Source organism: Parageobacillus thermoglucosidasius, from assembly GCF_001295365.1.
GTDB classification, from domain to species: domain Bacteria; phylum Bacillota; class Bacilli; order Bacillales; family Anoxybacillaceae; genus Parageobacillus; species Parageobacillus thermoglucosidasius.
In genome coordinates this window covers 161450-178286 of sequence record NZ_CP012712.1, presented here as the reverse complement: position 1 = coordinate 178286, position 16837 = coordinate 161450, and the positions used below count along the sequence as shown (strand labels likewise).

General features: G+C 49.3%; 17 protein-coding genes. All 17 read left to right on the top strand.

What is annotated here, in order from left to right:
• Positions 1–5 precede the first annotated feature (5 nt).
• The 17 genes from AOT13_RS21190 to hisD all read left to right on the top strand — a co-directional run bounded on the left by AOT13_RS21190 (position 6) and on the right by hisD (position 16835).
• Positions 6–128 carry a hypothetical protein gene (locus tag AOT13_RS21190; protein WP_255210112.1) on the top strand — a complete coding sequence of 41 codons (123 nt, stop codon included), beginning with the start codon at positions 6–8 and terminating at the stop codon, positions 126–128.
• Between the two features lie 41 nt (positions 129–169).
• Positions 170–1357: a PDZ domain-containing protein gene (locus tag AOT13_RS00935; protein ID WP_042384575.1), complete on the top strand. Its 1188-nt coding sequence runs from the start codon at positions 170–172 to the stop codon at positions 1355–1357.
• Between the two features lie 15 nt (positions 1358–1372).
• Entirely contained in the window at positions 1373–1594 is a 222-nt protein-coding gene (locus AOT13_RS00930; protein ID WP_003248042.1) for a CsbA family protein, read from the top strand.
• A 157-nt stretch (positions 1595–1751) separates the two neighbouring features.
• On the top strand, positions 1752–3731 hold the full coding sequence (uvrB, locus tag AOT13_RS00925) for an excinuclease ABC subunit UvrB (RefSeq protein ID WP_003248044.1): 1980 nt from the start codon (positions 1752–1754) through the stop codon (positions 3729–3731).
• A gap of 4 nt (positions 3732–3735) precedes the next feature.
• A complete protein-coding gene (uvrA, locus tag AOT13_RS00920) occupies positions 3736–6600 on the top strand; it encodes an excinuclease ABC subunit UvrA (RefSeq protein ID WP_042384571.1) in 2865 nt (954 codons plus the stop codon).
• 85 nt (positions 6601–6685) lie between these two features.
• Positions 6686–7012 (top strand): magnetosome magnetite crystal formation protein family, encoded by a 327-nt coding sequence (locus tag AOT13_RS00915; protein ID WP_003248048.1) that lies wholly within the window; start codon positions 6686–6688, stop codon positions 7010–7012.
• Positions 7013–7034: 22 nt separating this feature from the next.
• Positions 7035–8111, top strand: a complete 1077-nt coding sequence (locus AOT13_RS00910; protein WP_042384570.1) for a DUF4097 family beta strand repeat-containing protein — start codon at positions 7035–7037, stop codon at positions 8109–8111.
• A gap of 40 nt (positions 8112–8151) precedes the next feature.
• Entirely contained in the window at positions 8152–8511 is a 360-nt protein-coding gene (locus AOT13_RS00905; protein ID WP_013399999.1) for a phage holin family protein, read from the top strand.
• Positions 8512–8628: 117 nt separating this feature from the next.
• Positions 8629–9564: an HPr(Ser) kinase/phosphatase gene (gene hprK, locus AOT13_RS00900; protein WP_003248054.1), complete on the top strand. Its 936-nt coding sequence runs from the start codon at positions 8629–8631 to the stop codon at positions 9562–9564.
• Positions 9565–9586: 22 nt separating this feature from the next.
• Complete coding sequence (gene lgt / locus AOT13_RS00895; RefSeq protein WP_042384567.1) at positions 9587–10396, top strand: prolipoprotein diacylglyceryl transferase; 810 nt, start codon at positions 9587–9589, stop codon at positions 10394–10396.
• 18 nt (positions 10397–10414) lie between these two features.
• A complete protein-coding gene (locus tag AOT13_RS00890; protein ID WP_042384565.1) occupies positions 10415–11353 on the top strand; it encodes a nucleoside recognition domain-containing protein in 939 nt (312 codons plus the stop codon).
• Entirely contained in the window at positions 11350–11997 is a 648-nt protein-coding gene (gene ppaX / locus AOT13_RS00885; protein WP_013400002.1) for a pyrophosphatase PpaX, read from the top strand. The genes AOT13_RS00890 and ppaX overlap by 4 nt, the downstream gene beginning before the upstream one ends.
• Positions 11994–12503, top strand: coding sequence for an acyltransferase (locus AOT13_RS00880; RefSeq protein WP_003248061.1), 510 nt, complete (start codon positions 11994–11996; stop codon positions 12501–12503). The genes ppaX and AOT13_RS00880 overlap by 4 nt, the downstream gene beginning before the upstream one ends.
• A gap of 608 nt (positions 12504–13111) precedes the next feature.
• Positions 13112–13528 carry a hypothetical protein gene (locus tag AOT13_RS00875; RefSeq protein ID WP_232511549.1) on the top strand — a complete coding sequence of 139 codons (417 nt, stop codon included), beginning with the start codon at positions 13112–13114 and terminating at the stop codon, positions 13526–13528.
• Between the two features lie 217 nt (positions 13529–13745).
• A complete protein-coding gene (locus AOT13_RS00870; RefSeq protein ID WP_042384562.1) occupies positions 13746–14927 on the top strand; it encodes an ATP phosphoribosyltransferase regulatory subunit in 1182 nt (393 codons plus the stop codon).
• A 3-nt stretch (positions 14928–14930) separates the two neighbouring features.
• Positions 14931–15551, top strand: a complete 621-nt coding sequence (hisG, locus tag AOT13_RS00865) for an ATP phosphoribosyltransferase (RefSeq protein ID WP_003248066.1) — start codon at positions 14931–14933, stop codon at positions 15549–15551.
• A gap of 15 nt (positions 15552–15566) precedes the next feature.
• Positions 15567–16835, top strand: a complete 1269-nt coding sequence (gene hisD, locus AOT13_RS00860; RefSeq protein ID WP_013400003.1) for a histidinol dehydrogenase — start codon at positions 15567–15569, stop codon at positions 16833–16835.
• Positions 16836–16837: the final 2 nt, after the last annotated feature.

The window sequence follows — 16837 nt, the reverse complement described above, 5'->3', positions numbered from 1 at the left end:
TCTGCTTGACAAAACTAGTGCGGATTCGGCAAAGAAAGTGGTGGTGCGGAACGATTCGGCATCAAGCGGCAAAAGATGCGGAAAAAATATTGCGTGCGATCATAGGATTTATGACAGCGATTTGGTAGAATAAGAGATAAAAGGTCGCGATATATGAGGTGGTGGCGGTATGTCCATATGGGTGTTGGAGGCGCTCAAAGGCGTTTTGCGGCTATTTGCGCAGCCGTTGTTTTACTTTGGGATAGTGCTGGCGCTTGCCGCTGGATGGCGGCGTGTAAAGCGGGAAAGAAAGCATTTTCATATTCGCGTGTACAGTCCGTTTCAGGAAAGCAAATTTTTTTGGCGGAGCGGCCTCGCCGCTGGGTTGATTTTATCGTTGGCGGCGGTCGCTGCCGGCATCGCGTTGCCGCGCGATGCCGTTTCGCTCATTGCCCTTGTGACGGTCGCGTTTGGATTGACGTTGCAAATGCGGCTGCTTTCTCCGGCGTATACGGTGGGAACGGCGCTGTTGATCATTAGTTTTCTGGCAAGCAATAAAGAGGTCTTTCCAGCTATGAAACGCTTTTTTCCTGATCTTGCCGAGGCGAATATGGCGGCGCTCGCCATGTTGCTTGCTTTATTGCTTTTTGTTGAAGCGTGGCTGATTTTACGCAACGGCGCCATTGAAACGTCTCCGCAGCTGGCGAAAAGCAAGCGCGGCTTGGTCGTCGGGGAGCACTGGTCACAGCGGCTTTGGCTCATTCCTGTGTTGCTGCCGGTGTCCGGGGAACTTCCGCCCCCGTTTTCATGGTGGCCGTTGTTTCCTTATGATGGGGGTTCTTATTCATTGATGCTTGTGCCGTTTTTAATCGGCTTTTCCCAGCGTGTCCAAGGGACGCTTCCGAAAGCTTCCATTCGTTTTGCCGGCCAGAAAGTGCTGCTGCTGGCATGGGGGGTGAGCCTGTTTGCCGTTGGCGGGTATTGGTATGCGCCGCTTTCCATCGTGGCGGCGGCGCTTGCGCTGGCCGGAAGGGAATGGCTTGCTTTTTATCTGCATCGGCAAGACCGTTTGAAACCTCCGCATTTTGCAAAGCGGGAACATGGGCTTGTCATTTTAGGCATTCTTCCGCACTCGAAGGCGGAAAAAATGGAACTGCAAATTGGCGAAGTGATCATGAAAGTGAACGGGATGCCGGTAAAAACGGAAGCGGAATTTTATGAAGCGTTGCAACGAAACCGGGCATTTTGTAAATTAGAAGTAATGGATGAAAACGAAGAAATCCGTTTCGTCCAAGGGGCGTTATATGAGGACGAACATCATGAGCTTGGGCTGTTGTTTGTCAAAGAACGGAAAAAATGGGCGTTAGAAGCCGTCTAATTAAGGGGATTTCATATGTGGTTTTTGATTGCATTAATTGTGCCATGTTTGCTTGTGCTGTTATTTACCCGCGTCACGTACAATCATTATATCGGAACATTATTGACAGTCGCGTTGCTTGTCGCATCTTATTTTAAAGGATACACGGACGATCTGCATGAAATTTTGGCGGATATCGTATCCACGACGGTTGGGTTTTTGTATGCGCGGAAAATGGTGAAACAGTTAAAAAAATAAGCGTGTTTGATCGCGGCGAACGGCAAAAATGCCGTTCGTTTTTTCATTGGAAGACGTTTTCTATTTTGGAACGAATATAAGTTCGCTTTTTTATGCATCTTTTTTGCCAATGTGCTACAATGAGAAATATGAGGAAACGAAACAGGAGGTCGAATCGGTGGGAGACCGTTTTGAGTTAGTATCAGCATATCAGCCGCAAGGAGATCAGCCACAAGCGATTGCCAAACTGGTCGAAGGCATTCGCAAAGGCGTGAAGCACCAAACATTGTTAGGGGCAACGGGAACAGGAAAGACGTTTACGATTTCGAACGTCATAAAAGAAGTAAATAAACCGACGCTTGTGATTGCCCACAATAAAACGTTGGCAGGGCAATTGTACAGCGAGCTGAAGGAGTTTTTTCCGAACAATGCCGTTGAATACTTTGTCAGCTACTACGATTATTACCAGCCAGAGGCGTATGTGCCGCAGACGGATACGTATATTGAAAAAGACGCGAAGATTAACGATGAAATTGACAAGCTGCGGCACTCGGCGACATCGGCGCTGTTTGAGCGGCGCGATGTCATTATTGTCGCCAGCGTATCATGCATTTACGGGTTAGGATCGCCGGAAGAATACCGCGAGCTTGTCGTGTCGCTGCGCGTCGGCATGGAAATCGAGCGCAACGCTTTGCTGCGCCGTCTTGTCGATATCCAATATGAACGGAACGACATTGACTTTCAACGCGGAACGTTCCGGGTTCGCGGGGATGTCGTGGAGATTTTTCCTGCTTCTCGGGACGAGCATTGTATTCGCGTTGAATTTTTTGGCGATGAAATTGACCGCATTCGCGAAGTCGACGCGCTGACGGGAGAAATTATCGGGGAGCGCGAGCATGTCGCGATTTTTCCGGCTTCCCACTTCGTAACGCGGGAAGAAAAAATGCGTTTAGCGATCGAAAATATTGAAAAAGAACTTGAAGAGCGGCTGCGCGAATTGCGGGAACAAGGGAAACTGCTGGAAGCGCAGCGGCTCGAGCAGCGGACGCGCTACGATTTGGAGATGATGAGGGAAATGGGCTTTTGCTCGGGAATTGAAAACTATTCGCGCCATTTGGCGCTGCGCCCGCCAGGATCGACGCCATATACGCTGCTCGATTATTTTCCTGACGATTTTTTAATTATCGTGGATGAATCACATGTGACCTTGCCGCAGCTTCGCGGCATGTACAACGGAGACCGGGCGAGAAAACAAGTGCTTGTCGACCACGGCTTCCGCTTGCCGTCTGCGCTTGATAACCGCCCGTTAACGTTTGAGGAATTTGAGCAAAAAATCAACCAAATTATTTATGTCTCCGCCACTCCTGGCCCGTATGAGCTCGAACATAGCCCGGAAGTCGTCGAGCAAATTATTCGTCCGACAGGGCTGTTGGATCCGACGATTGACGTCCGGCCGATTGAAGGGCAAATCGATGATTTAATCGGGGAAATTCAGGAGCGCGTGAAGCGGAATGAGCGGACGCTCGTGACGACACTGACGAAAAAAATGGCGGAAGATTTAACGGATTATTTGAAAGAAGTCGGCATTAAAGTCGCGTATTTGCATTCGGAAATTAAAACACTTGAGCGCATTGAAATCATTCGTGATTTGCGGCTTGGCAAATACGATGTGCTCGTCGGAATCAACTTGTTGCGGGAAGGTCTGGATATTCCGGAAGTCTCGCTTGTCGCCATTTTGGACGCAGATAAAGAAGGCTTTTTGCGCTCGGAACGCTCATTGATCCAAACGATCGGCCGCGCGGCAAGAAACGCGAATGGCCATGTCATTATGTATGCCGATACGATTACGAAATCGATGGAAATTGCGATTAATGAAACAAAACGGCGCCGTGCGATTCAAGAGGCATATAACCGTGAGCACGGCATTGTGCCGCAGACGGTGAAAAAAGAAATCCGCGATGTCATCCGCGCGACATATGCGGCGGAAGAAAAAGAAACATACGACGCGAAACCGTCTTACAGCAAGATGACAAAGAAAGAACGGGAACAGCTGATTGCCGATTTGGAAAAAGAAATGAAAGAGGCGGCAAAGGCGCTCGATTTCGAGCGGGCAGCCCAATTGCGCGATATTATTTTCGAGTTAAAAGCGGAAGGATGATTGTATGGCAACGGATAAAATCATCGTCAAAGGTGCGAGAGCCCATAATTTAAAAAATATCGACGTCGAAATTCCCCGTGACAAGCTCGTTGTTTTAACGGGGCTTTCCGGTTCGGGGAAATCGTCGCTTGCGTTTGATACGATTTATGCGGAAGGGCAGCGGCGCTATGTCGAATCACTTTCGGCATACGCCCGCCAGTTTTTAGGGCAAATGGATAAGCCGGATGTCGATGCGATTGAAGGGCTGTCGCCAGCGATTTCGATCGACCAGAAAACGACAAGCCGCAATCCGCGTTCGACTGTCGGAACGGTCACGGAAATTTATGATTATTTGCGGCTTTTGTTTGCCCGCATCGGCCGTCCGGTTTGTCCGGAGCATGGCATCGAAATTACATCGCAGACGATCGAGCAGATGGTCGACCGGCTTCTTTCCTATCCAGAACGGACGAAAATGCAAATTCTCGCTCCTATCGTCTCCGGGCGGAAAGGGACGCATGCGAAAACGCTGGAGGATATTCGCAAGCAAGGGTATGTGCGCGTGCGCGTCGACGGGGAAATGCGGGAGCTTACAGAAACGATTGAGCTTGAGAAAAATAAAAAACATTCGATTGAGGTCGTCGTCGACCGGATTATTATTAAAGACGGGATTGCTACACGTTTGGCAGATTCATTAGAGACGGCTTTGAAGCTTGCGGACGGAAAAGTGCTGATTGATGTCATTGGCCAGGAAGAGCTGCTGTTTAGCGAAAAACATGCGTGCCCGTATTGCGGCTTTTCGATTGGCGAGCTTGAGCCGCGCCTGTTTTCGTTTAACAGCCCGTACGGCGCCTGCCCGGATTGCGACGGCCTTGGGGCGACGCTTGAAGTCGATCCCGATTTAGTCATTCCGAACAATGAGCTGTCATTGCGCGAGCACGCCATCGCTCCGTGGGAGCCGCAAAGCTCGCAATATTATCCGCAGCTGTTAGAAGCGGTGTGCAACCATTACGGCATTGACATGGACGTGCCGGTAAAAGATTTGCCGAAAGAGCAGCTCGATAAAATTTTATACGGCAGCGGCGGCGAGAAAATTTACTTCCGCTACCAGAGCGACTTCGGGCAAATTCGCGAGCAATATATCGTTTTTGAAGGGGTTATTCCGAACGTGGAGCGCCGCTATCGGGAAACAAGTTCTGATTATGTCCGCGAACAAATGGAAAAATATATGGCGCAGCAGCCATGTCCGACGTGCAAAGGAAACCGCTTGAAAAAAGAGAGCCTCGCCGTTCTCGTCGGCGGCAAACATATCGGCGAAGTGACGGCCCTCTCCGTTACGGAGGCGCTTGCCTTTTTTGAAAACTTGCAGCTGAGCGAAAAAGAACAAAAAATCGCCCATCTCATTTTGCGCGAAATCCGCGAGCGCCTCGGCTTTTTAAAGAACGTCGGCCTCGATTATTTAACACTCAACCGCTCCGCCGGAACGCTTTCTGGCGGAGAAGCGCAGCGCATTCGTCTGGCGACGCAAATCGGCTCGCGCTTAACCGGGGTGCTTTACGTTTTGGACGAGCCGTCGATTGGGCTCCATCAGCGCGATAATGACCGTTTGATTGCGACGCTGAAAAGCATGCGCGACATCGGCAACACGCTTATTGTCGTTGAGCATGACGAAGATACGATGCTTGCCGCTGATTATTTAATTGATATTGGGCCGGGTGCGGGCATTCATGGCGGCCGCGTCGTTGCGGCCGGAACGCCGCAAGAAGTGATGAACAACCCGGACTCGCTCACCGGGCAATATTTATCGGGGAAAAAATTCATCCCTATTCCGAGCGAGCGCCGCAAACCGGATGGACGATGGATTGAGGTTGTCGGCGCGAAAGAAAATAACTTGAAGAATGTGTCGGTGAAAATCCCGCTCGGCACGTTTGTCGCGGTCACCGGCGTATCCGGTTCCGGAAAAAGCACGCTCGTCAATGAAATTTTGTATAAGGCGCTTGCGCAAAAATTGCAGCGCGCGAAGGCGAAACCAGGAGAGCATAAAACGATCAAAGGGCTTGAACATTTAGACAAAGTCATTGACATTGACCAATCGCCGATCGGCCGCACGCCCCGCTCCAACCCGGCGACATATACGGGCGTGTTTGACGATATTCGCGAAGTGTTTGCGGCGACGAATGAAGCGAAAGTGCGCGGGTATAAAAAAGGCCGCTTCAGCTTTAACGTCAAAGGCGGGCGATGCGAAGCGTGCCACGGTGACGGCATTATTAAAATCGAAATGCACTTTTTGCCGGATGTGTATGTTCCGTGTGAAGTATGCCATGGCAAACGGTATAACCGCGAAACGCTGGAAGTGACATACAAAGGAAAAAATATTGCGGAAGTGCTTGAGATGACAGTGGAAGATGCGCTTGAGTTTTTCGGGAATATCCCGAAAATTAAGCGGAAATTACAGACGCTGTATGATGTCGGTTTAGGGTATATGAAGCTTGGGCAGCCGGCAACGACGTTGTCGGGCGGAGAAGCGCAGCGCGTCAAATTGGCTGCCGAATTGCACCGCCGTTCGACAGGCCGGACGCTCTATATTTTAGACGAGCCGACGACCGGGCTTCACGTCGACGACATTGCCCGCTTATTGAAAGTGCTGCAGCGCCTAGTCGATAACGGGGATACCGTTCTCGTGATTGAGCACAATCTCGATGTCATAAAAACGGCGGACTACATTATCGATCTTGGTCCGGAAGGCGGCGAACAAGGCGGGCAAATCGTGGCGACGGGAACGCCGGAAGAAGTGGCTGAAGCAAAACATTCGTATACTGGCCGTTATTTAAAACCGATTTTGGAGCGCGACCGCGAACGGATGAGGGCATTGTATGAAACGGCAGGGGCATAAGCCTTTGCCGTTTTTTCTCTGCTCATATCTTGATGAAACTTTTCTTGATGACGGGCGTATATAAAAACAAAAGGAGGAATTTTTCGTGAATTCCAACAAAGTGCTCGCGTCATTATGTTATTTCAGCGTTCTTTTTGCCGGATTTATTTTTCCGGTGATCGTTTATTTTGTTGCCGATGATCAAGAAGTGAAAAAACATGCGAAAAAAGCGTTTCTGTCCCATTGCATTCCGGCTGCCACGATCGCAATTTTTATTATTCTTGGCGTTACGATGGGGGCTATGCATCAATACAGCGATATTTCTTTTTTAGTTGGAGGCGGGCTTGTATGGATCGGTTTTGCCATCGCGGGAATCGTTAACTTGGTCATTGTAGTTTGGAATATTGTGCAAGGAATTCGGGTATTAAAATAACATAAATGGGAGGGAAGCACCTATGGAAGAGAAAAAACGCATATTAAAAATGGTGCAGGACGGAAAACTAACAGTAGAAGAGGCGCTAACGCTGCTGGAAAAGCTAGATGAACAAAAAAGCGCCACCGGCTTGCTTGATTGGCATCATGTGTCCGGGTCGCATGCGAATGGAAAACAGCATTCCGTAAAAATGGATTCGCTGAAAGAGAAATTGGTTGATTTTTTTGATGCAACCGTTAAAAAAGTGAAAGAATTTGATTTTCCATTTGCCAATTCAGTGGAAGTGAGACATGTTTTTCAACAAAACGATGTTGCTTTGCAAGAAATCGATGTGCATATTGCGAACGGGAATATTAAAGTAGTACCATGGGAACAAGCGGACGTTCGCGTCGAATGTGAAGCGAAAGTTTACCGTTTTGAATCACCGGACGCGGCGCGGCGGTCCTTTATAGAAGAGACGTCGTTTTTCGTGCAAAACGGGCGCTTCCGCTTTTCTGTCACGAAACCGTTTATAAAAACAAATGCGACGATTTATGTCCCGCAAGCACACTATCAAGATGCACATTTCCGCTTGTTTAACGGGGATATCGAGATGGAGCGCCTGCACGCAAACAAGCTGCATGTGAAAAACGTGAACGGCTCGATCACGCTTCAACATCTTTTCGCGGAAGAAGCGGAATTGGAAACGGCAAATGGGTCGATCATCCTTGAGCGCGGCGCAGTAGAGGAAGTGGAAGCGGAGACGATCCATGGGGAAATCAAACTGGAGGGAAATTACCGTTACGTGCGGCTGCGGACGTTTAGCGGCGGGATTGCGTATGCAACGGAAAGAGAAGATGGGGTCATTACCGGAAAAACCGTCACAGGAAATATTGCATTGCGGCTTCCCCGCAATATATGTTTGGAAGGAGAAATCAGAACGAACCTCGGCGGCTTGATCTGCCAGCACGCGAACGTGTCGCCTGTGGAGGAAAAGCAAGAGACTGCGCAAAAATTACTCCGTTTTGCATGTGAAAACCCTTCTAAACCGCCGTTTCATGTATACGCGGATTCGAAAGCGGGCTCCGTTTCTCTGCAGATGATGGAAGAAGGGGCATAAGCAAATGGAGGATCATCATGAAAAAAGACGGTGATAGGAAATGATTAATTGGTTGATTGGCGTATTTGTGAACACGGTTTTATTGATGGCGATTGACGGGTATTTTGATTCCATTCAATTTAGCGGCATCGGCGCCGCTTTTATTGCGAGCATGATTTTATCCATTTTAAACATTGTCGTGCGCCCTGTTTTAATTTTACTGACATTGCCTGTGACGATTTTGACGCTCGGATTATTTTTGTTCGTCATTAACGCGATTACTTTGCTGATGACGGCGGCGTTAATGGGCAACGCCTTTGAAATTGACGGATTCGGCACGGCGCTCCTCGCTTCAATTGTTCTTTCCTTTTTCCATTTGCTCGTGCAAAAAGCGATCATTGAGCCATTGCTGCAAAAATAAACGTTGGAGGCGGAACAGAGGCATCCGCCTCCTTTTTATTTGGATGGATGTTTCCCTTTCAATGCGAGAAAGAAAAATGCTAAAATGGAAAAAGACAAGAAAGGAGAGAAATCCAACATGCCGAAAGTGCGCACAAAAGATATTATCGAAAAGTTCCAGCTGGAATTGGTGAGCGGTGCGGAAGGAATTTACCGACCGATAACAACGAGCGACTTATCCCGCCCTGGCATTGAAATGGCGGGCTATTTCGCGTATTATCCGGCCGAGCGGATTCAGCTGTTAGGCAGAACGGAGCTTTCGTTTTATGAAACATTGAGCCCGGAAGAGAAAAAAATCAGAATGGAGCGGCTTTGTACCGATATTACTCCAGGGATTATCGTATCGCGCGGGCTGGAAGTTCCGCCGGAATTGATCGAAGCTTCCGAGCGACAATCGGTGCCGGTGATGCGCTCAACGATGAAAACGACACGCCTTTCAAGCCGCTTGACAAACTATTTGGAAAGTAAATTGGCGCCGACAACAGCGGTTCACGGTGTGCTGGTCGATGTCTACGGCGTCGGAGTATTAATCACTGGCAAGAGCGGAGTTGGCAAAAGCGAAACAGCGCTTGAATTAGTCAAACGCGGTCACCGGCTCGTCGCAGATGACTGTGTTGAAATTCGCCAAGAAGATGAAGGGATGCTCGTTGGCAGTGCGCCAGAGTTGATTGAGCATTTACTGGAAATCCGCGGGTTAGGCATTATTAATATGATGACATTGTTTGGCGCTGGAGCGGTGCGGACGCATAAGCGCATTTCATTAGTGATCGATTTGGAACTTTGGGATCCGAATAAACAATACGATCGCCTCGGATTGGAAGAAGAAAAAGTTAAAATTCTTGATACAGAATTGCCGAAATTAACGATACCGGTGCGGCCGGGGCGAAATCTGGCGGTGATTGTCGAAGTGGCCGCGATGAATTTCCGCTTGAAGCGAATGGGGGTTAACGCGGCGGAGGAGTTTTCCGCGCGCCTGACCGATGCGATTGAAGATGGGGAGCATGATTACGAATAACAGTTAGGAGGAGAAGAAAGCAATGGATGCGACGATTCAACCGCTTGACCGTGTTTTTTTGCATCTCGGTCCGATCACGATTTATTGGTATGGCGTCATTATCGGAGCGGGCGTGTTGATCGGGCTGTGGCTGGCGACGAGGGAGGGGGAGCGGCGCGGGCTCCCCAAAGAAACGTTTGTTGACCTTGTTATGTTCGCGGTGCCGGTCGCCATTTTATGCGCGCGCGCCTATTATGTGATTTTTGAATGGAGTTATTATTCGAAACATCTATCGGAAATCCCGAAAATTTGGGAAGGCGGTCTCGCGATTCACGGCGGATTGCTCGGCGCGGTCGCGACAGGAATCGTCTTTGCGAAAGCGAAGGGGCTTTCATTCTGGAAGCTCGCGGACATTGCGGCGCCAAGCATTATTTTAGGGCAGGCGATCGGGCGCTGGGGCAATTTTATGAATCAGGAAGCGCACGGCGGGCCGGTAACGAGGGAATTTTTGGAAAGTTTGCATTTGCCGGATTTTATCATTAATCAAATGTATATTAACGGCCAATATTACCACCCGACGTTTTTATACGAGTCGCTTTGGAATGTTGCCGGTTTTTTGCTGCTGTTGTGGCTGCGGCGCGTCAATCTGCGGCGCGGCGAATTGTTTCTCAGCTATTTAATTTGGTATTCGGCCGGGCGGTTTTACATTGAAGGGATGCGCACCGATAGTTTGATGTTGACAAGTCATCTTCGCATGGCGCAAGTTGTTTCCGTTATGCTTATTATACTTTCGGTATGTTTATGGGTATATCGAAGAAAGAAAGGGTTGGCAAAAGAGCGGTATAGCGATTAGAAAAGGGGAGAGGAGAATATGGTTGGGATATTACGGCGGGGGTTTGCCGTTGGATTGCAAACAACATGGACGCTTGGAAAAGTGATTTTTCCTATCACGCTCATTGTATCCGTTTTGCAACATACTCCTGTATTGCAATGGATCGTTCAGCTTGTCGCACCGTTAATGAAGTGGATCGGGCTTCCAGGAGACGCGGCAATTCCGCTTGTGCTCGGCAACTTATTAAACTTGTATGCGGCAATTGGCGCGATTTTAACGTTGGATTTAACGGTAAAAGAAGTGCTGATTTTAGCTGTCATGCTTTCGTTTTCCCACAATCTGCTTATCGAGTCGACTGTTGCCTCAAGAACGGGAATGAGCATTGCGTTAATGGTCGCCGTCCGCCTCAGTCTGGCAATCATTGCTGCGCTATTGATTCATCATCTTTGGCAAGGAGGAAGTGAGGCGGCGCAATATGGCTTTGTTTCCAACTCTCCAGAGCAGCTGGCGGGCTGGGGGGCTATTTTGCTTGCCGGGGTGAAAAAAGCGTGCCTTGGGATCGTGCAGCTGGCGGCGATCGTGATTCCGCTGATGATTGGAATTCAAATATTGAAAGAGTTAGAATGGATTCATGTTTTTTCACGCTGGATGGCGCCGTTGACAAAAATGCTCGGCATGAAAGAAAACACTTCATTGACATTGGCGGCTGGGCTCGTGTTTGGTCTGGCATACGGTGCAGGCGTGATGATTCAGGCGGTCAAAGAAGACGGGGTATCGAAGCGTGATTTGACGCTGGCGTTTATTTTTCTCGTATCTTGCCACGCGGTTATCGAAGACACGCTTGTGTTTGTGCCGCTTGGCATTCCTGTGTGGCCGCTGCTTGTCATCCGTTTGGCGACCGCCATGTTATTAACGATGCTTATCAGCTTTATTTGGAACGGCGGAAAGGAAGCAAAAAGGAAGGAAGCGACATTATGAAGATTCGTACCGTATTATTTGACCTTGATGGAACGTTAATCGATACAAATGAATTAATTATTCAATCGTTTTTGCATACGCTGGAAAAATATTATCCGGGAAAATATACGCGCGAGGACATCTTGCCGTTTATTGGCCCCCCGCTTAGTGAAACATTCAACGCGTTAGATCCGTCGCGCGCGCAAGAAATGATTGATACATATCGCGCTTTCAATCATGCGCAGCACGACGCGCTCATCCGCGAATTTGATACAGTGTATGAAACGATTGAAACGCTCCATAAAAATGGGGTCCGCCTTGGCGTTGTGACGACAAAAATTCATCAAACGGCAGTGATGGGATTAAAGAAAACGAGACTAGAACCGTTTTTTGACTGCGTCATCGGGCTTGATGACGTCCAGCATGCAAAGCCGGATCCGGAGCCGATTTATAAAGCGCTGGATTTGCTGCAATCAACACCGGATGAAGCGTTAATGGTTGGCGACAATTATCACGATATTTTGGCGGGAAAAAACGCCGGCACGAAAACGGCTGGGGTGGCATGGGCGATTAAAGGCCGAGAGTACTTGCAGCAATATAAGCCGGATTTTATGCTGGAAAAAATGAGCGATCTATTGGCGATTGTAGGAGTGGAAAATGCGTGAGACGGACGACGAAATATCCGGTATCCGGTGCCAATTCGTTATGGCAAATTTATCAAACCGTGTCGTTTTGGAAAGTGCTCAAAAACGTGATCGTCATTCAAATCGGCCGCTATACGCCATTTTTAGCGGTGAAAAACTGGCTGTACCGCACGTTTTTGCGCATGAAAATTGGGGAAAAAACGGCGCTTGCTTTTATGGTCATGCCGGATATTATGTTTCCGGAGAAGATCCAAATCGGCCGCAATTGTGTGATTGGCTACAATACGACGATTTTGGCGCATGAATATTTAATTGATGAATACCGTCTCGGTGATGTCGTTATCGGCGACGAAGTGATGATCGGCGCCAATTCGACCGTGCTTCCCGGCGTCGTCATTGGCGACCGCGCCGTTGTTGCCGCCGGCACGGTCGTTCATAAAGATGTTCCGGCGGGAGCGTTTGTCGCCGGCAACCCGATGCGCATTATTTACACGAAAGAAGAGATGGAACGGAGAAAAGGGCATTGAGTCTCCCACCTGCATTTATGTAGAGGTGGGAGACTGTTTTTCTCTTTAGCCAACGAGTTTGGCAGTGCATTTGGTTGGTAGATTGTTGACTAACTTTTTGTTCATTAAGTTCCAGATAGATTGGATGTTTTTTAGCTTCCACTGTTTCAGGTATACACGCTGCTTGGATGTCAAACTTACTCCAGTTTGCCCATGATTCGGATCATTTTGGTGATTGCATAGTCCAAGTCCATCAAATCATCCTCACCTTACGTGGAGCATTATGTAAATATGGGAGTAAAGTGGGATATGGCACTAGGCTTTCAAGACGAAGGGATGGAGGTGGATGGATGGCTCGAGCTGATGCGTGCCATCATCCGACAATATAAGCTTTGCTCTCGATTCCTTGCAAATTACGGGCGAAGCGAACTTGAGGTTTTACGGAAGGCTCCAAACCGAACGTCCAAAACGCTTTGGTGCAGGGAATTATTGCAGCAAAGGAGGCGGCGGAAGCGGCTAACGCGCAGGTGAAGATCGGATGCGCCGCGGTTCTGGATCATTTTGGCCCGGTTGTTCCTGAATTTTGGGAAAGCATTTTTCAGCTGGGCCGATGAACTTTTGTCGAGTCATTGGATTATGTCGGATATAATTTCTATGCGGATGTATTTGAAGCATCGATTGACCTGAAAACCGGCTTCTGTGGAGCACGTGCTGCGCCGCTTTCGCGAAAAAATTTGAAGACTGCCCATATACCTGAATCGGTTTCTATACGGATTACTGAGAACGGTTGGCCTACCGGGAAACATCCTTTTACCGGCGAAGACAGATCGTATGAACATCAGGCTAAAGTGCTGGAAGCGGTCATCCGAACCGTTTATGCGTTACGTCAAGAACTGAACATCACGCATTATGAACTTTTTGGTTTGCGTGATGCGGACAGTTCTGTTCATGATCTGTTCCATCAATTTGGTATTATGAGAGATGATTATACTCCGAAACCGGCGTTTTATACATTTCAGCGTTTAATACAGGAGTTGGGTGTTTGATGAAGAGGAAAGTATGAACGAGCAGGGTGATGTGTCATCCTGCTCGTTTTGCTGTTTTCGAAATTCTTTTCGCCGGATTTATCCTTATTTGTACGTCACTTTTACCTGAAATGCATTTTATAGTTGACGTATGAGATTATGAGGAGTAAACTACTAATAACTTCACTTCTCTACCATATTAGCAAACTAAAGCATTGTTATAAAGGACGTGTGGAACATGACGAAAAAGTTGTTTATGTTTGAAAAACCTCTCGGCATGCGCGATACTTTGCCGTTTTTATATGAAATCAAAAAACGTGTTCGCCAGGCGATGGTCCGTGAAATCGAAACATGGGGGTATGAATTGATTGAAACGCCGACATTGGAATATTACGAGACGGTCGGCGCCGCCTCGGCGATTGACGACCATCAGCTGTTTAAGCTGCTCGACCAGCAAGGGCATACTCTCGTTCTTCGTCCCGATATGACCGCCCCGATTGCAAGGCTGGCCGCTTCCCGCCTTTATCAAGACGGCAATCCGCTCCGCCTTGCGTATAACGCGAATGTGTTCCGCGCCCAGCAGCGCGAAGGCGGGCGTCCGGCGGAATTTGAACAGATCGGTGTCGAATGCATCGGGGACGGCACGGTTGCAGCCGATGCAGAAGTCATTAGTGTCATGATCGCAGCGCTTAAGCAAACCGGGCTGCGGAATTTCACGGTGGCGATCGGCCATATCGGCTATGTCAATGCCCTGTTTTTAGAAATTTTAGGAAATGAAGAACGTGCCAGTGTATTGCGCCGTTTTTTATACGAAAAAAATTACGTTGGCTATCGGGAACATGTGAAGTCTCTTCCTCTTTCTTCTATTGATCAAAAACGCTTGCTTCAATTATTGCATTTGCGCGGCAACGACAAGACGATGGAAAATGCCAGAGAGCTTGTCCATAGCGAGGAAGGAAAGCGTGCGGTCGACGAGCTTTGCGAACTTGCCAGTGCGCTTCAATTGTACGGTGTGGACGGCGCAGTGAAAATTGATATGTCGCTCGTCAGCCATATGAGTTATTATACGGGCATTTTATTTGAAGTATATGCCGAACATGTCGGCTTCCTGATCGGAAATGGCGGCCGCTATGACGAGCTGCTGGAGAAATTTTCACGGAAAGCCCCGGCAACCGGGTTTGGCGTTCGCGTTGACCGGCTTATCGAAGCGCTCGGGGAATCAGAGGCGGAGGCTGCGATTGAGTGCATCGTGTTTAGCCAGGAGCGGTTCGCCGAAGCGCTGGAGCTTGCGAGAACGAAGCGGCGGGAAGGGAAGCGCGTCGTGCTCCAGCATATTTTAGGCATCCGCGATATTGACGCATACAGCAAAAAATACCAGCCGATTACCTATTTGCTCGGCAGCGGAGGAAAGGAGGAGTGAGCGGTGCTGACGATTGCGATGCCGAAAGGGCGGATTTTTGCCGAAGCGCTTGAATTGCTGCAAAAAGCGGGATATACGCTCCCGGCGGAATTCGCTGAATCAAGAAAGCTGATGATGGAAGTGCCTGAAGAAAATATGCGCTTTATTCTCGCCAAGCCGATGGATGTCGTCACATATGTCGAACATGGGGTGGCCGATTTGGGCATCGCCGGCAAAGACGTGATGATGGAAGAAGAACGTGATGTATATGAGCTGTTAGATTTAAAGATTAGTAAGTGCCATTTAGCGGTGGCGGGCTTGCCAAACGGGCGCATGCCGCAAATTGCGCCGCGCGTGGCGACAAAATACCCGAACATCGCTTCGAGCTATTTCCGCGAACAAGGGGAGCAAGTCGAAATTATTCGGCTGAACGGTTCCATCGAGCTCGCTCCGCTTATCGGGCTTGCCGACCGCATTGTCGATATCGTCTCGACAGGGCGGACGCTGAAAGAAAACGGGCTTGTGGAGCTGGAGAAAATTGCTGACGTCACATCAAGATTAATCGTTAATCCGGTCAGTTACCGAATCAAAGACGAAGAAGTGGACGTGTTGGTCTGCCGTTTGTCCGAAGTCATTCCGCAATGAAGGGAGAGGGAAACAGTGAAAATCGAACGAGTGAAAAGCCGTGTATCATTGCGCCGCACGATTGAGTCAGGGACGGAAGAACAGCGGCGTGCGGTGTTGGAGATTATTTCCACTGTGCGCGCCCGCGGCGATGAAGCCTTGAAAAGCTATACGGAAAAATTCGATGGCGTGCGGCTCGATTCGCTGCGCGTGACAAATGAAGAAATCGAAGCGGCGTATCAAAACGTAAGCGAGGAAGCGCTTCGCATCATTCGCGAAGCGGCGGAAAACATTCGCGATTATCACGAGCGGCAAAAGAGGGAGTCATGGATCATTGCAAAAGAAGACGGCACGATGCTCGGGCAAAAAATAACGCCGCTCGATGCGGTTGGGCTGTACGTTCCAGGAGGGACGGCGGCATACCCGTCATCGGTGCTTATGAATGTCATTCCTGCTCAAGTGGCGGGAGTGAAACGGATCGTGATCACATCTCCGCCAAATAAAAACGGGACGCTCCCGGCCGGCGTATTAGTCGCGGCCAGTGAATTGGGCGTGAAAGAAATCTATAAAGTCGGCGGCGCGCAGGCGATTGCCGCGCTCGCATATGGAACGGAAACGATTCGCCCGGTCGATAAAATTTTCGGACCAGGCAACATCTATGTGGCGCTTGCCAAACGGGAAGTGTTTGGACAAGTGGCGATTGACATGATTGCCGGGCCAAGCGAAATCGTCGTGCTGGCCGATGAAACGGCAAATGTGAACGAAATCGCCGCTGACTTGTTGTCACAAGCTGAACATGATGAGCGTGCTTCGGCGATTCTCGTCACGCCGTCGATGAAATTGGCGCTCGCGGTCGCAAGCGAGGTCAAAAAACAGCTTGAAACGCTGCCGCGCAAAGCGATTGCCGTTTCGGCGCTCGAAAATTACGGAGCGATTTATGTTACAGAAACGCTTGCGGAAGCGGTGGAAGTTGTCAATGAACTGGCGCCAGAGCATTTGGAAGTGATGACAGCCGAACCGATGCAGCTTCTTGGCCAAATCCGCCACGCGGGAGCGATTTTTTTAGGGCGCTTCAGCTCTGAGCCTGTCGGCGATTATTTCGCCGGCCCGAACCACGTGCTGCCGACGAACGGCACGGCCCGGTTTTCGAGCGGATTAAGCGTGGATGAGTTTGTGAAAAAATCGAGCATCATTTTTTACAGTGAACCGGCGCTACAACGAAACGCCGGAAAAATCGCGGCATTCGCAAGACTTGAAGGGCTTGAGGCACATGCGCGCGCCGTTGAGGAACGTTTCAAAAAATAAGG

What these genes read in the sequence shown, in the direction of transcription:
- AOT13_RS00935 (WP_042384575.1), top strand. Translation starts at nt 170, where the DNA reads ATGTCCATATGGGTGTTGGAGGCGCTCAAAGGCGTTTTGCGGCTATTT.
- AOT13_RS00930 (WP_003248042.1), top strand. Translation starts at nt 1,373, where the DNA reads ATGTGGTTTTTGATTGCATTAATTGTGCCATGTTTGCTTGTGCTGTTA.
- uvrA (WP_042384571.1), top strand. Translation starts at nt 3,736, where the DNA reads ATGGCAACGGATAAAATCATCGTCAAAGGTGCGAGAGCCCATAATTTA.
- AOT13_RS00910 (WP_042384570.1), top strand. Translation starts at nt 7,035, where the DNA reads ATGGAAGAGAAAAAACGCATATTAAAAATGGTGCAGGACGGAAAACTA.
- AOT13_RS00905 (WP_013399999.1), top strand. Translation starts at nt 8,152, where the DNA reads ATGATTAATTGGTTGATTGGCGTATTTGTGAACACGGTTTTATTGATG.
- hprK (WP_003248054.1), top strand. Translation starts at nt 8,629, where the DNA reads ATGCCGAAAGTGCGCACAAAAGATATTATCGAAAAGTTCCAGCTGGAA.
- lgt (WP_042384567.1), top strand. Translation starts at nt 9,587, where the DNA reads ATGGATGCGACGATTCAACCGCTTGACCGTGTTTTTTTGCATCTCGGT.
- AOT13_RS00890 (WP_042384565.1), top strand. Translation starts at nt 10,415, where the DNA reads ATGGTTGGGATATTACGGCGGGGGTTTGCCGTTGGATTGCAAACAACA.
- ppaX (WP_013400002.1), top strand. Translation starts at nt 11,350, where the DNA reads ATGAAGATTCGTACCGTATTATTTGACCTTGATGGAACGTTAATCGAT.
- AOT13_RS00870 (WP_042384562.1), top strand. Translation starts at nt 13,746, where the DNA reads ATGACGAAAAAGTTGTTTATGTTTGAAAAACCTCTCGGCATGCGCGAT.